At 30.6% G+C, this 15,277-nt stretch carries 16 protein-coding genes, 1 tRNA gene and 1 riboswitch; of the genes, 15 read left to right on the top strand and 2 right to left on the bottom strand.

Annotated features, from left to right (window positions below; all coding sequences use genetic code 11):
* Window positions 1–48: 48 nt before the first annotated feature.
* The 10 genes from GXK57_RS04580 (at window position 49) to GXK57_RS04535 (ending at window position 7,573) form a co-directional block, all read left to right on the top strand.
* Complete coding sequence (locus GXK57_RS04580; RefSeq protein WP_160672131.1) at window positions 49–585, top strand: hypothetical protein; 537 nt, start codon at window positions 49–51, stop codon at window positions 583–585.
* Window positions 586–1,021: 436 nt separating this feature from the next.
* A complete protein-coding gene (locus tag GXK57_RS04575) occupies window positions 1,022–1,390 on the top strand; it encodes an MmcQ/YjbR family DNA-binding protein (protein ID WP_160672128.1) in 369 nt (122 codons plus the stop codon).
* A 31-nt stretch (window positions 1,391–1,421) separates the two neighbouring features.
* Window positions 1,422–2,039, top strand: coding sequence for an HAD-IA family hydrolase (locus GXK57_RS04570; RefSeq protein WP_160672125.1), 618 nt, complete (start codon window positions 1,422–1,424; stop codon window positions 2,037–2,039).
* 45 nt (window positions 2,040–2,084) lie between these two features.
* Complete coding sequence (locus GXK57_RS04565; protein WP_160672122.1) at window positions 2,085–2,561, top strand: HAD domain-containing protein; 477 nt, start codon at window positions 2,085–2,087, stop codon at window positions 2,559–2,561.
* A 391-nt stretch (window positions 2,562–2,952) separates the two neighbouring features.
* The gene (locus GXK57_RS04560) at window positions 2,953–3,888 is read left to right on the top strand and encodes a 2-dehydropantoate 2-reductase N-terminal domain-containing protein (RefSeq protein ID WP_160672119.1); all 936 of its coding nucleotides are present in this window, start codon (window positions 2,953–2,955) and stop codon (window positions 3,886–3,888) included.
* A 202-nt stretch (window positions 3,889–4,090) separates the two neighbouring features.
* Window positions 4,091–4,417, top strand: coding sequence for an SdpI family protein (locus tag GXK57_RS04555; RefSeq protein WP_160672116.1), 327 nt, complete (start codon window positions 4,091–4,093; stop codon window positions 4,415–4,417).
* A 99-nt stretch (window positions 4,418–4,516) separates the two neighbouring features.
* Window positions 4,517–5,167, top strand: coding sequence for a hypothetical protein (locus GXK57_RS04550; RefSeq protein ID WP_160672113.1), 651 nt, complete (start codon window positions 4,517–4,519; stop codon window positions 5,165–5,167).
* A gap of 318 nt (window positions 5,168–5,485) precedes the next feature.
* The gene (locus tag GXK57_RS04545; protein WP_243156364.1) at window positions 5,486–6,043 is read left to right on the top strand and encodes a hypothetical protein; all 558 of its coding nucleotides are present in this window, start codon (window positions 5,486–5,488) and stop codon (window positions 6,041–6,043) included.
* Window positions 6,040–6,855 (top strand): phosphatidate cytidylyltransferase, encoded by an 816-nt coding sequence (locus GXK57_RS04540; protein ID WP_160672110.1) that lies wholly within the window; start codon window positions 6,040–6,042, stop codon window positions 6,853–6,855. The genes GXK57_RS04545 and GXK57_RS04540 overlap by 4 nt, the downstream gene beginning before the upstream one ends.
* Before the next feature lie 172 nt (window positions 6,856–7,027).
* Window positions 7,028–7,573, top strand: coding sequence for a hypothetical protein (locus GXK57_RS04535; RefSeq protein ID WP_160672107.1), 546 nt, complete (start codon window positions 7,028–7,030; stop codon window positions 7,571–7,573).
* Between the two features lie 70 nt (window positions 7,574–7,643).
* Here the strand turns inward: GXK57_RS04535 and GXK57_RS04530 are convergent, their stop codons facing one another.
* A complete protein-coding gene (locus tag GXK57_RS04530) occupies window positions 7,644–7,928 on the bottom strand; it encodes a DUF5316 family protein (RefSeq protein ID WP_160672104.1) in 285 nt (94 codons plus the stop codon).
* 182 nt (window positions 7,929–8,110) lie between these two features.
* Between GXK57_RS04530 and GXK57_RS04525 the strand changes: the two genes are divergently transcribed.
* Window positions 8,111–8,704 carry a GNAT family protein gene (locus GXK57_RS04525; protein ID WP_160672101.1) on the top strand — a complete coding sequence of 198 codons (594 nt, stop codon included), beginning with the start codon at window positions 8,111–8,113 and terminating at the stop codon, window positions 8,702–8,704.
* A 392-nt stretch (window positions 8,705–9,096) separates the two neighbouring features.
* Here the strand turns inward: GXK57_RS04525 and GXK57_RS04520 are convergent.
* Window positions 9,097–9,172: transfer RNA gene (locus tag GXK57_RS04520), tRNA-Met, on the bottom strand.
* A 192-nt stretch (window positions 9,173–9,364) separates the two neighbouring features.
* On the opposite strand from GXK57_RS04520, the gene GXK57_RS04515 reads away from it, so the two are divergent.
* The 4 genes from GXK57_RS04515 to GXK57_RS04500 all read left to right on the top strand — a co-directional run bounded on the left by GXK57_RS04515 (window position 9,365) and on the right by GXK57_RS04500 (window position 14,812).
* Window positions 9,365–9,934 (top strand): TetR/AcrR family transcriptional regulator, encoded by a 570-nt coding sequence (locus GXK57_RS04515; RefSeq protein ID WP_160672098.1) that lies wholly within the window; start codon window positions 9,365–9,367, stop codon window positions 9,932–9,934.
* A 171-nt stretch (window positions 9,935–10,105) separates the two neighbouring features.
* A complete protein-coding gene (locus GXK57_RS04510) occupies window positions 10,106–11,539 on the top strand; it encodes a DHA2 family efflux MFS transporter permease subunit (RefSeq protein ID WP_160672095.1) in 1,434 nt (477 codons plus the stop codon).
* 89 nt (window positions 11,540–11,628) lie between these two features.
* Window positions 11,629–11,817: riboswitch (M-box (ykoK) riboswitch) on the top strand.
* A 491-nt stretch (window positions 11,818–12,308) separates the two neighbouring features.
* Window positions 12,309–13,565, top strand: coding sequence for a CBS domain-containing protein (locus tag GXK57_RS04505; RefSeq protein ID WP_160672092.1), 1,257 nt, complete (start codon window positions 12,309–12,311; stop codon window positions 13,563–13,565).
* Window positions 13,562–14,812 carry an Nramp family divalent metal transporter gene (locus GXK57_RS04500; protein ID WP_160672088.1) on the top strand — a complete coding sequence of 417 codons (1,251 nt, stop codon included), beginning with the start codon at window positions 13,562–13,564 and terminating at the stop codon, window positions 14,810–14,812. The genes GXK57_RS04505 and GXK57_RS04500 overlap by 4 nt, the downstream gene beginning before the upstream one ends.
* The last annotated feature ends 465 nt before the right edge of the window (window positions 14,813–15,277 follow it).

Raw genomic sequence — 15,277 nt, 5'->3', positions numbered from 1 at the left:
GGACAAAGATTGTTATACTTTAATGATAATTTAAGAAAGGGTAGAGCTATGAAATCAAAGAGATTTATTGTGTTACTACTAATAATAATCTTAGGAGCGTTAACTGTAGCTTTTTCAATATTTAGTGCCTTTTTGACCTTTGGCATAATATGTATTGTACATGGGAGCTTAATGTTATATTCTAAAGTGTATAAAGGACTAATAGTTGATAGTATATTTAGGTTTGAAGAAGATAATTTAAAGGGTAGAGAAGAGTTCTATAAAGCTCTTGGAGTTGATGAAAATAGCAATACTAATAAAGTTTTTAACTCCTCAATAGTAGTTGGATTTATTGCAATAGCTCAAGCTTTAATAAATTATAAAACTCTTAAAACCAATGTCTCCATAACTACTGCTACAATAGTTTGTGCGATATCGTATATAGCAGTTATACTGGTATGTGTTTTAAATAATAGGATAGTAAAAAAGAGTAAAGATTACTCTGAATATCATATGAAATTTATAATGTTAGTGACGGTTATAACTATTCCTATAATGTTTTTTGGACTTATATGGATATTATCTACAAAAGGAATAGTAATGTAACTTTTGGCTTCTACGTGATATATATTGGCTTAAAATCATAGGAAAGATAAAATTCGGCAAGGAAAATTTTCAGTAAAGTATAGTTTGTTCTTAAGGAGTTATGCTCTGTTGCAGGGATGCTTCATGATATCTATGTTTATGAATTGGAAGAAGTTTAGATCATGATAAGCTAGTATCACTAGAATCTGGAAAAGTATTGAAAGAGCTTAAAGTGTTTCAGCAAGAAAAAATTGATATTATATTCAGTTCAATATATAATCATAGCAATAAGAAAGCTGTAGTAAGTATGTTGGTATACTTAAGGATGCAAATTATTGCAGTACTTATCGTTAATATAGATTTTATTATTTTTAACCATGAAAATAATAGGTTATTAAAATTATTTATAGAACTAGGTATTGAAGGATAGATAATTTTTTTGAAATGAGGTGCAGTTATGAAATATCAATGGCTGGATGAGTTTTGTCTCTCTAAGCAAGGAGTTGTTAAAGATTATAAAGAGGAATGGGAAGCTACTAGATATCGTATACGAGATAAGATGTTTTTAATGATCGGTGGAGATAAATATAAAAAACCTATAATTTCAGTTAAATGCGAGCCAGAGTTTGGTGAGTTTTTAAGAAAAGAATATGAGCATATAGTTCCAGGATATCATATGAACAAGAAACATTGGAACTCAATATATTTTGAAGGCGATGTACCAGATGATGTATTAAAACAGATGATAAATATGTCCTACAGCCTTGTTTTTAATGCTTTTAGTAAAAAGATGCAAAAAGAGATTTTAGAAAAAAATGATGATTAGTTGTCTACGAATAATGATAGGGGGATAATAATTGTATAAACATATTATTTGGGATTTTGATGGAACACTTTTTGATACATATGCAGTGATGGCAAATACTTTTAAGGAAAATCTTGAAGCTCATGGTTTTGAAGCTTCGTTAGAGGAGATACTTAAATATATGAAGGTGTCTATGTCTACTGCAGTAGAATATTATAATCAAAAGTTTGGGATAGATGATAAGTTTTTAGAAGAGTACTCTAAGAAAAGAAAAGAGGCTGAGGAGGATGGCTGCAAGCCATATGGTGGAATAGAAGAAGTTTGCAGATATATACATAGTTCAGGTAAAAAGAATTATTTATATACCCATAGAGGACAGTCATCAATTAGGTTTTTAAAAAAGTATGGATTATATGAGTATTTTACAGACTTCATAACAAAAGGCAGTGGCTTTGAAAGAAAGCCAAGCCCTCAAGCTATAGAATACTTAATAAAAAAACATAATATTTTAAAGCATGAAGCAATAATGATAGGAGATAGAGAGTTAGATATTTTATCTGGTAAAAATGCTGGTATCTATGGCTGCTATTTTAATGAAGCAGGAATAAATATACAGGTTGCAGATTATATAATAAGTGATTTTAGTCAGCTTTATAATATCATTGATTAATTGAAAAACTTAATTCTACTAATATTCTAACTATGAGGTACATTAATGAAGATCATATTTTTAGATGTGGATGGAGTTCTTAACACGGAAGGATTCCTTAATGACAATCCAGGAGTAGCCATAGACTATTGGAAAATAAGTATATTAAAATATATAATAAAGAAAACTGGTGCGCTTATAGTAATGTCTTCTGGGTGGAGATTATGGTTTGATGATAATATGATGCCTACAGAAGCTTACTCACAGCAGCTATATGATATTTTTCGTGAGAATAGGCTAGAAATATATGATAAAACACCAGATTTTAGCACTGATGAAATAAGAGAGAGAAAGACTTTTAGTCATGTAAAAGCAAAAGAAATAGTTGCTTGGCTTGAGGATAATAAGGATATAGAAAAGTATGTGGTAATAGATGATTTGTTACTTAAAGATGAAAATATAAATGCTCACTTAGTTAAAATAAATGGAGAGATTGGATTAACTTTTGAAGATGCTTTAAGTGTAATTTCTATGCTTTCATAATTATCCCGTACTATAATGTATAAAATTAAAAAATAACTTTATTTACTTAATATGGCATAAGGAGTATAATGAAAACAAATCTCAATTACTAATGGTAATTGAGATTTGTTTTTTCATTTATAGGAATGTATGAATGTAACATTTTATAATTACATTTATATTTTCAAATTCTCTGCTAATAACCCAAAGAGGGAAATAGATTCCGAGTTGAAGCTGTACAGCGGTATAAAGCTTTTTATTACATTCCCTAAAAAAAATGTTGAGAGATAACAAGTTTTTTAGGGAATGTAATAAAAGATAAAGCTTATTTAGTTGCCAGATTTTCCTCATATGCATTGGAAAAAGCAGATGGGCAGAAAGTAAATTCATTTATGGAGGGGAGAAAACTTATATGAGAGTGTTAGTTTATGGTGCAGGAGTTTTGGGGAGTTATCTTGCCCATGTATTGTTTAAAGGAGGAAATGAAACCACAGTTCTTGCTAGAGGCAAGCGATATGAGGAATTGAGCAAAAATGGGCTTATAATTCGTCATTACGTTCAGTGTAAAACCACTGTTGATAAGGTAAATATTATAGGTGAATTAGCAAAAGATGATGTTTATGATTTGATATTTGTGGTAATGCAGTGTACTCAATTGCAAGCAGTTTTACCAATATTGGCAGAAAATAATAGTCAGCATATTGTCTTTGTAGGCAATAATACAGATGGATCGGCAACTTATAATTATATACAGAAGAATAGTTCATTTGAGAAGAAAATAGCATTTGGATTTCAAGCAACTGGAGGAAGGCGTGAAAATGGACGAGTAATATGCGTAAGAGCAAGGGGACAGATGGAGCTAGGAGGCCTAAATGGACAGCTATCCTGGAGAGGGCTTATTGATAAAGCCTTTGAAAATACCAAATACAAGCTAACATACATTGATAATATGGATGCTTGGCACAAAAGTCATCTTGCTCTTATCATGCCTCTAGCCTGTGCTGCCTATGCCTGCGACGGAAATTTGCATAAGGCAGCTAAAAATAAAAAGCTTTTAAAGCAAATAGTTAATGCAACTATTGAGGGATATAAGGTAATTGAAGCAGCAGGATATCAACCCACTCCTAAGAAGGAAGCAAAGCTAATATGTGAAAAGTCTAAGTTATATTACTTAATGCTTAAGATTGTCACTGCAACCCCAATCGGAAAACTTGCTATCAGCGATCATGCCATGTCTGCAGTTGGAGAGATGGTAGTATTAGAGGAAGCACTAAATAAGTTAAAGCATCAAGCAAACCTAGTAACACCAAATTTAGATGCTCTACAGGTTTATATGAAAAAAATATAGAGTTAAGTTCTTCAGTTGCTTAGTGCCAATATAGAAAAGGATATTACATAAAGCTTTTATGTGATAACAGAGACCATCTATAGAAATAAAATATTCTCTATAGATGGTCTCTGTTATTTGAATGGTAGTTATATTTTTACTGTTTTACTTGATTTTGTTTTTATGGTAATATATTCTCATTAACAATAAAGAGGTGTACATTATGAGTTATTTTATATTGAGCATAGTGTTTTTAATAGGAGGTATTCTCCTTAGAATTATTAGGCAGAAATCTATTACAGGTATCGGTTATAAAACAAGATCTTCTATGAAGAACCTAGATACTTGGAATGAGGCAAACAAATATTGCGCCAATATACTTATTTTAGGCAATGGTGTATCGGTAATTATAGGCGCCAACTTACTTATAAAAGGGTATAGAAACTTTGTTTATTGTTTTTGGATTATTGTAATATCACTTGTGCTAGCTTGTGTTTTCACAGAAGTTCATATGACAAGAGTCTTTAACAAGGATGGTAGTAGAAAATAAAGTAAAGACTTTTTTAAAACAGAGGACAAGCTTAATAATTAATAAGTTAAGTGAATATAAATATTGTAATAAATAATATAGAAGGTAAGTGAAAATGATATGAGAATCTTAGTTGGCCAGCCTGTTAGAGAAAAGGGAATTGCTCAAATAACCAATGAGATAGTAGAAAATAGCGGAGTAGATGTGGTTATTTATCCAGAGGGATATTTAGTGGATGAAAAAGCTTTAGAAGGTGCTTGCGAGCTTGCAAAAAAGTATGAGGTCATGATAATTACTTCTTATCTAAAAGATACGAAAAATAGAGCAGTAATAATCAATAGTAATGGAGTAAAGATATTAGAAAGAGCTAAAACACTTCCTCAATTAGAACAGGAATTAAATGAACCTTTAGATGTAGAATGTAATGAAACTACTATCGGTTATTTGCTTTGTATGGAAATTTTAAAAGGTATAAGAGACTTGAAAAAAGTAAAAAGAAAAATTGATTTTATCGCTCATCCAATCGGAGTTGGCATGTATAGCGAGGAACAGTTTGAACAATGGATAAATGAAGCAAAGAATATCGCTAAAACTTACAAAACCATGGTGATTGGAACAAGTCATGCAGATGGTTCCTATAAAAACTGTGGTGTATCAATACCTGTTTCTTATTGTATAAACAGCAACGGTGAGCCGATATATATTTCAAAAAGAGACACAAGAACTAGAATTATAGATATGAATACAAAAGAGTATTTAATAAAGCTCTAATGTTGATTATATGATTATATTGTATTTATTTTAATCTTATATAATTATAATGTATATAAATATCTTGAAAAATTATTTGAAAGTAATTGAGTATATTAGAATGGACTACTTTAGAGTATATGGTATATTTTAAAATTTCTAGTTAATGATATATCACATTTGTATATGAAAACAAGACATAAACTTTCAAATGAAGTAGTCCGTTTGTTTATAGACTAACTTTACCAAACTATATATTAGTAGATTTAGAAACAGTAAATAGAAATAGAGGTAAAGATCACTATTATATATCAACACAAAACTAGGAGGTGTAAGACTATGATTTTAATGCCGACAAACTTATACCATTACTATGAAGCTGAAGTGGGGCCTTTCAAAACACTATCTGATTTATCAATAGAAGAAGCAGATAAAGTATTGGAGCATATAAGAGGTAGAGGAGAAACATATGCCAGCAAACGATCAAAAGATTATATGATTGTTAGAAGAGAGCTTGAGAGAAAGGTCAGAAAAATGTTTATGGAGAAGGGGGGACAACCTCTAAGACAAGTACCTATTTCAATGACTTTAGGTCAATGCAACTGGATAAAGCAGTGGTATAAAAATGGTCAAGAGGTAAAGATACCAATTTCAAAAATCAATCCTAAAACTATAAGTTTTACATATGGAGATATTTTTCCAGCTATGAGATATGAGGACTATAAACCCTACTCTAAGAAAGTATATACCTTAGAAGAAATAGAAGAAGTAGTAGAACTATATGGTTTACCGCAACAGTGGAATAATGATGGATCAAAAGGACCAAAGAGATACATAGAAGTACAAGTTTGGTCAGATGAACCTTTAGAGTTTTATTTTAAGGAGATTAAATCATGAAACAGAGAGTGATTACCTCAGTAATAGGATTACCTATGTTAATATGTATAATTATGAGTAAGAACACGTTGTTAATAAACAGTATTCTCATGGTGGTTTGTTTAATCGGTTTAAAAGAGTTTTATAATTCATTTGAGAATTATAACATGAGCTTTAGTTTGGTTGGTTTTGGGTTTTCAATTCTTTACTACATATTTGTAATACCAAACTTTAATTCTTCTATTGGTTTATTCATATTCTTATTTTTATTATCGTTAATACTTTACTCCATAGTATTTTATAATAAGAACAATGCAAAGAATATTGTAATAACCTTTGCTGGATTTTTCTATGTTACATATATGTTTTCATATATAAGCCAAATAATTAATATAAAACCTCAAGGATATGTTTTTATTTGGCTTATTTTTATAGTAGCGTGGAGCTCTGATACTTTTGCATATGCGGTAGGTAAAACCATAGGAAAAAGGAAGTTGACTCCAGAATTAAGTCCAAACAAATCTGTTGAAGGATTTATTGGAGGAATAGTTGGGGCAACAATACTTTCATATATTTATGGAATTATAGTGGTAAGGTTAACCAACGTCAATATTAATAGCTTCCCATTGTATTGCTTGTTTATAGGAAGCGTTGGCTCTATAATTTCCCAATGTGGAGATCTAATAGCATCGCTGATAAAAAGATTTAATGGAATAAAAGATTTTGGCAAGATAATACCTGGACACGGTGGAATTTTGGATAGGTTTGATAGCGTTATTTTAGTAACTCCATTTATATATTATATTTTATCAGCATTGATTAAATATAGGTAATCTGTTTACTTTCAGCTAAATGGTGATGAATCTAAATAAGGAGCTAAATGGGTTCTTAAAATAGCTTAAAGCTGTTCAACTTAATAGTATTATACTAGAGATTTATAGATAAAGAGTTCATATATGGAAACGTAATTATACAATTAAAATGTATTTACAGGAGCTGATTGTATTGAAAGTAAAGAGCTGGTATAAATTGAATAAGGTTAAATCAACAAATCCATTTGCACTTCTTGCTGCATTATTTGCCTTAGGTCTTTTAGTGGCTAAAGTTATGAATCTATTTGGAGGATTTAAGGTGAAATTTATTGGAGTAGTATTGACTTATTCCTTTAGTGCAATAGTTTTATTTTGTTTAGGCTCATACTATTGTATCCTACATAAAACTGAAGGCTATAAGTATTCATCTAGAATTAGTGTCAGGATCGTTGGAATAATATTTTTACTTTTAACAGCTTATATAGGAGTGTCTGTTTTACCTAAGTACTATAAAGATCTTTCAAGGATTATAAATTCTGAATATGCAACATATGATGGAGAGTTAATGGAGGTGAGTACTTCTATCGGTACTACTACATTTACTAAATTTACTTTAGGTAAGAAAAGATTTGTAATGAGTAAAAGCATATCAGATAAAAACTTCTTTGTTAAAGGGAAAAGATATCATGTAGAAATGCTTCCTAACACTGATTATGTGGTACAGGTTTATAGATATTAAGATTAAGTGGTCAATGGGTAGATAGTATTAATTTTGAAAAGATATTAGATTAGAAATAGGTTCAGCTTAGTTATCTTATAAATACATAGAACATAAATAAAGATAGAAGGCTAGGAGCTCCTAACAATAATAAAGTGCTTATATGATGAAGTCTAATATCACGATCATTACTGCTTTCATATCTAGTGGAGTGTAAATTATCCTTATTAAATACTCCAGAGATAATCATGGCTATAACTAAGCAGCCTATGCCAATTAACTTCGAACCATTAAGAAATATATAGATGTTGTTTGATACCATGGAAATAAAAAGTAAAATCATTTCAATTAGGCAGCCCATGAGAATTTTGTTCATAATATCACCTCAAATCACACTTTTAGTATTTTACTAATTAAGTATAAAATAAAGTATAACACAACAAAGATATATTTGTAAGAATATACTAAATTCTTTATTAACGTAATTTATATCTGAAAATAACTTTATATAAAGCAAAATATATAATAAAAAGTATTTTCAAGTTTAGGGAGAAAACTATGATAGATAATAATTTGACTAAGAATATTGAGATGAGTAATGATTGTTTTAGTAACTTTCCAGAATTGGAATCAGAAAGATTGATATTTAGAAAGATAACTAAAGCAGATGTGGAAGAAATATTTAAAATCTACAGTGATCCAGAAGTAGCCAAGTATGATTTCTTTAGGCCAATAAAGGATAAAGAAAAAGCATTTGCGATAATAGAGAGATATAATAATGGCTTTCTAGAAGAAGAAGAAATTACCTGGGGCATTGCTAAGAAGAGTGATGATAAGATAATAGGTTATTGTTGTATAGGAGATTTTGATGAGGATGCAGCAAGAGGTGAGATTGGCTATGGTTTCAATAGAGATGAATGGAATAAAGGCTATGGAACTGAAGCTATAAAGACTATGGTGGAGTTTTGTTTTTCTGTGATTAAGCTTAATAGAATAGAAGCCACTGTAACCTATGGTAATGATGCTTCTGTGAGAGTATTAAAGAAAGTTGGATTTACTCAAGAAGGAATACTAAGAGAGAGAACTATGATAAAAGGTGAGCTAGTAGATGATGTTATACTTGCTATATTGAGGAAGGACTATACTAAGTAACTTTAATAGATAATAAAGTATTATAAGTGGCCTTTATCTAAATTATGATTCTAATATCTAATTTGAATAAGGGCCTTTTAGTATGCTCTATAAAATTACTTTTTAGAAAACATAAATTTTTCTACTAAAGTATTTAAGGTTTTGGTAAGCTTCATTTTATAAAATCAATACATAATAAGATAACTATTTATTTAGATAAATTAGTTTTTACTTTAGATTTATTATTGGTAGGAGAGGCTATCTTTAGTTGCTGGTTTTAAATAAATTTTTTTGTAAATAGTAACGTTAGTTTCATATAGGGGCTAATATGTTTACAAGGAAGCGAGGAGAAAATAGATTATTATATAATGTGCAAAAAAAGAAAACAGATATACTTAAGTATATCTGTTTTATGGTTGCGGGGGCAGGACTTGAACCTACGACCTTCGGGTTATGAGCCCGACGAGCTGCCAACTGCTCCACCCCGCGATATTGTGTTTGCGACTTATCTATGTACTTACTATACATCAATAAAATACTGTTGTCAAGGAAAAGTTTAATAAAAGATTTAATTTTATTAATTAAATAAAATTAAAAGTTGAAATAAAGAAAGAATAGCCTTATACTATTATAGTAGACCGGTCACCATAATAAGCTTGAAAGGTGTAAAATGATGGATTTATGGGAAGTAGTACAAATGCAAAAGAGAAGTTTATAGAGACTGCAGGTAGGTTGTTCGAACTAAAGGGGTATAATGCTACTGGACTTAACGAAATCCTAAAGGAGAGTGGAGCACCTAAAGGATCATTCTATTATCATTTTCCTAATGGAAAAGAACAACTGGCATTAGAGTCTATAAAGTTTGCCTGCGATAAGATTACTACAAACTTAAAAAATATGTTAGCTAGATTTGAAGATCCTGGTGAAGCAATAGTGGCTAATACGATAAATTTGGCGGAAATCTTAGATGATGAAAAAAAGCTGAGAGATATGTCTATAAGCTTAATTGCACTAGAAACCTATGATAGTAGTGAAGTTCTTAGAAAAGCTTGTAGGGAAACCTTTGACTTAATTGAACAGATATACTTTGATAAATTAATTAAATATAGTATAACAGAGATTAGAGCCAGAGAACTGGCAGCTGTTATATTATCTATGACAGAGGGAGCTATTATATTAAGTTTAACTAGGAAAAATAGTGATGCGCTAAGAAGTGTTGCAAAACAAATTCCGATGTTAATTAATAGTTAGATAATAATACAGAGTGATCCAGAAACTAAATAAAAAAGTTTTTGGATACTCTATTTTTTATGTGTAACGGCTTCTCAAAAGTCAAAGCCAATGATACCTCAATTAGAATATACTAAGAGGACATTTCAAATAATTATTATGTAGACTGGTCTAATGAATGGAGGATAATCAATGGAAACAAAAAACAATGTAGCAACTACGAAAAAATTAAACTCAACAGCAATTATAGCAGTATTAGTACTAAGTGCCTTTATAGCAACCTTCAATGAAACTATATTGAATGTAGCGTTGTCAGGTATAATGAAAGAAATGAATATAAATGCAGGAACTGCTCAATGGATAATAACAGCCTATATGATAGTAACTTCGGTAATGGTACCTGTTACAGCATTTTTAATTCAAACCTTTAAGACAAAAAGCTTATTTTTAAGCGCCTTAGGTTTGTTATTGCTTGGTACTATATTAGCTGCCATATCTGGTTCTTTTAGTATGCTTTTAATATCAAGAATGATTCAGGCCTCTGGTACAGGAATGATGATACCAATAATGATGAACACAGTGCTTTTAGTTGCACCTAAAGAGAAGATAGGCGCATCAATGGCAATATGTGTTTCAGCCATATCTCTAGGACCTGCTTTTGGGCCAACAGTTTCTGGAATAATGCTTCAATATTTTAGCTGGCATGCTCTATTTATAATGTTAATACCTGTAATAATCTTAGTTATGTTTGCAGGGTATTTTGTGTTAGCGAATGTTTCAGAATTAACAAAGCCAAAATTAGATTATATATCAGTAATTCTTTCAACCTTGGGATTGGGAACTATAATTTATGGGATAAGTAGTATTAGTGGAAGTGATGTTAAGATTGCTTTAGTAAGCTTTATAATCGGAATAATTTCTATGATAATATTTATAAAGCGTCAATTATCATTAGGAGAGCCAATGCTTAATTTATCTCCTTTTAAATATCCTAAGTTTGTAATAGGTGTATTATTGGTAATGGTATCTATGATGACTATGTTTACTATGAATGTAATGCTTCCTATGTTTATAGAAGGGTCTCTTGGCAAGTCAAGCTTTATTGCTGCTCTTTCTTTATTGCCAGCGGTAATTTTTAATGGTTTAGCTACTCCAATAGGCGGAAAAATTTATGACAAATACGGGGTAAAGATTTTGGTACCTGTTGGGTTAGGGATAGTATCAGTGTTTACCTTAATATTATCATTATCAGGTAGTAATACTTCATTAGTAATAATAATATTAACCTATATATGCGTATGTATTGGAGTAGGGCTAACTATGTCTCCATCTCAGACTCATTCCCTAAACCAGTTACCAAAGCAATATTACCCTCATGGAGTTGCAATAGTAAATACACTACAACAGGTTTCTGCAGCTGTGGGCTCTTCACTATTTATTGGAGTTATGTCTTCAGTTCAAGTAAAGGCAATGGCTTCAACTAATATAACTAATGAAGTTGCAGTAGCGAAAGGTTTTTCAAGCGCAGTACTTTTAGCTTTTGCTATTGCTATGTTTGGATTTATATTATCTTTAGCCTTTGGAAGAGGTAAAGATAGATCAGATAAACAATCTAAAGCGGCTTAGAAGGTAGATATATAAAATAAAATTGATTATGTGAAATAATGTGTTTACAAATCATACTAAAAATAATATTATATATAAGGAAGTAAAATTAAATATCTCGTTAGGTGAGGTTCCTACAAAGATATACGCTACTGCCCAGAAATGTCGAGAGACGCCAATGGGTCAGCAGGTACTGCCGAATTAAGGTTTTACTTAATGTAGCTGACAACATTCATTTTTAATGAATGCTTATTGCTCAAAGCTTTGTAGTGCTAAAACTCAACGGATGGAGAAAAGGTTGTTTTTTTGTTGAGCACATAAATCTCTTCATTCGTTGAAATGAAGAGATTTTTTTATTCTAAAGATAGTTTTAGCGACTTTTTTATTATTTAAGAATTAGGAGGTGGTTACTCGTGGAAGAGGGACCTACGGATAGTATAGTCAGTAGTAAAAACAAAATATCCACCGTTATTCTTACGGGTAACCAGCCCTTTGAATAACAGTGGCCTTTAGGAGGTTATTGTTATGACATATAAGAAGTTTATTCACGGCTTTGATGTTAATTATTTGACGACCCTTTCTAAAGTATTTTCGCGTTTCGCTTATGAAAGCATAGGATTTGTAAACTGAAGCTTAGTTTATATTTATTCAAAGACTTAGTATAAAGGGTTTTGGATAATGTATAAATTACTAGTTGAATTAGGAATCCTATTAGTTTCAAGAAATGTAAGAGTAATTTAAATGTATCTTGCATTACAGCGAGATACTATAAATAGAAGGGGTGAAACAAATGGATAAAGCAACTAGTTTTTTCTTTAGTAAGATAATAAAGAAAGATATATATAATATATCAGGCGAATTAATTGGTAAGGTAAGTGATTTTATCGTAGACTTTAACCAAGAAAAGCCTACAGCTATGTATGTACAGATTAAGAATGGACCAAAATCCTACTATGTATCTTTAGATAAATTTGATATTTTTAAGGATAGTAAAGAAAGGTACTCTATCAAGGTAAATACTAGTAGTTTATTGATAGATTTACCTAGTAGAAATGTAATATTCTTAGCTAAGGATTTTTTAGATAAACAAATCGTAGATATAAATGGTAAAAGAGTAGAAAGAGTAAATGATGTAAGACTAGGAAATATAAACGGAAAGTGGCAGCTTATAGCCGTTGATATAGGAACTAGAGGGCTGCTAAGAAGACTTGGGGTTGAATATCCCTTTATCCTGTTGACAGGAGCACTTAATATTCAGATGAGAAATAAGCTAATTATTTGGGATAAGGTTCAACCTTTGTCCACAGGACGTAATAATTTACAGCTTTCTTCTCCAGCAAATAAAATAGAAACTCTTCATGCTGCAGATATTGCAGATATAATTGAAGAACTGGACAATAAGAGTCGTCATATTTTATTTAATAGTCTTAACAACCAGAAAGCAGCAGAAGTATTTGAAGAGATAGAAACAGATGTACAAGTTAATTTGATTAACTCAATGTCAGATCAGAAGGCTTCTGATATTTTGGAGATTATGCCTTCAGATGAAGTTGCTGACGTTCTTGAGGAAATGGAAGATTCCAGAGTAGAAAAGCTGTTAACTCAAATGGATAAAGAGAGTCGGGAAGAAATTAGAGAACTTATGGAATACGAAAGAGATACCATAGGAAGTATAATGTCAAAGGAATTTATAACCTTTTTACCGGATCTCACTGTAGATGAGGTTGTTAGTTGGATGAGAAACAATATTCCAGATGAAGAAGAGGCATATTATATATATGTTACTAACAGCAAAAATAATCTTTTGGGAGTAATACCATTGTTAAATATTATTACTTCAGATAGAGATACAAAGTTATACAATATAATGACTACTCAACCAAAGAGCCTTAAGGATGAAGATACCATAGGAGAAGCGATAGAAGCAATGGAAAAGTACAGCTTTATTTCAATGCCTGTAGTTGATGAAAGTAATGAGCTAGTTGGTACAATATCACTTAATGACAGTGTTAGAGAGTACATTCCAGCAAGGAGGGTTGCACTATGACAGAAGCATCATCCAGCAGATTCAAAAAGATACTATTTATCATGACTATTATTGGACCAGGACTCATAACAGTAAATGCTGGTAATGATGCCGGTGGTATAGCAACTTATGCCTCAGTAGGAGCTTCTTATGGTTATAAGATGCTTTGGGGACTTCTTCTTATTACTTTTAGTTTAGCAGTAATTCAAGAGATGAATGCTAGAATGGCCATTGTTACTGGAAAAGGATTAGCGGATTTAATAAGAGAAAGATTTGGAGTAAAGCTTGCATTATTTGCTATGCTTACTTTATTTATAGCAAACTTTGGAGTTTGCATAGGTGACTTTGCAGGAATAGCTGCGAGCATGGAACTATTTGGAGTAAGTAAATATATATCAGTTCCTATAATGGCTTTTTTAGTTTGGTTCCTTATTACAAAAGGATCTTACTCAAAGATAGAAAAACTATTTCTTGCTTTTACTTTTGTATTTTTCTCATATATAATAACTTGCTTTATAGTAAAGCCAGATTGGCATCAAGTTATGAAAGAAACCATCACTCCTACTTTAAAGTTTGATAAGGCCTTTATACTAACTTTTATAGGGATGATAGGTACTACCATTACACCATATATGCAGTTTTACCTTCAGTCTTCAGTGGTTGATAAAGGACTTAAATTGCAAGATTACAAGTATGAGAAACTAGATGTTTATCTAGGTGCTATATGGGGAGATTTGGTTTCCTTTTTTATAATAGTATGTACTGCAGTAACTCTTTATAAAGCAGGAATTAAAATAGATAGCGCACAGCAGGCTGCTACAGCTTTAAAACCATTAGCAGGTAATTATGCTTCTGTACTTTTTGGAGCAGGACTTTTTGGGGCATCTGTATTAGCTACCATGATTATACCGCTATCAACTTCCTATGCTATATGTGAATCCTTCGGTTTTGAAAGTGGATTGAATCATAAATATAAGGAAGCTCCAGCTTTTTATGGAATCTTTACTTTTATGATAGTATTTAGCTCAGTTTTAGTTTTGATTCCACACGTATCTTTAGTTTCTATAATGCTTGTTACTCAGCAGATAGCTGGTATACTTTGTCCAGTTATACTGATATTTATGGTGGTTCTTACTAACAATAAGGAACTAATGGGTGAGCATGTTAACAATAAGATTCAAAATATTATAATTTGGATAACAGTGATATTTATAGTGATTCTTTCATTAGTACTTTTCTTGTCACCTTTGATAAATTTAATCTTATAGAGAAGAAAAATCTTCTGTGCTCAATTGTTTTTAGTACAGGAGATTTTTTATTTACTAGGAATGATAATGAGACTTAAAGTACTGGAAAAAGTATAGTAAAAAGGATTGACTTTTTCGTGGAAAATTATAAAACTTATTTCTTTATAAGTTATGATTTTTTATAGGAAGATTATTAAAACCCGAATTAGGACTATATATTTATATGAATATATGATTATTTAAATCTTTATTTTTAATATAGTAATATAGAAGAATATATTTTTATAATTTCTTAGATTCTAGTAATGATTCAAATCATTATTTATTCAATAAATTTAGTAGTTACAAACAAATTAATTTAGGAAAGTCGTAAAATAGTAGGTCTTATTTACATAAATCGTTACATATATTGACAATCGTATTAAAGCAAACTACAATGAAAAGTAATCAAAGTAAGTTTGGAAAAAGTGGCACTAATAATAATTT

The sequence above is a fragment of the Clostridium sp. C8-1-8 genome (assembly GCF_009928445.1).
Lineage (GTDB): Bacteria > Bacillota > Clostridia > Clostridiales > Clostridiaceae > Clostridium_AR.
Note: the sequence above shows the minus strand (reverse complement) of the source record. Positions and strands in the feature narration are given on the sequence as shown.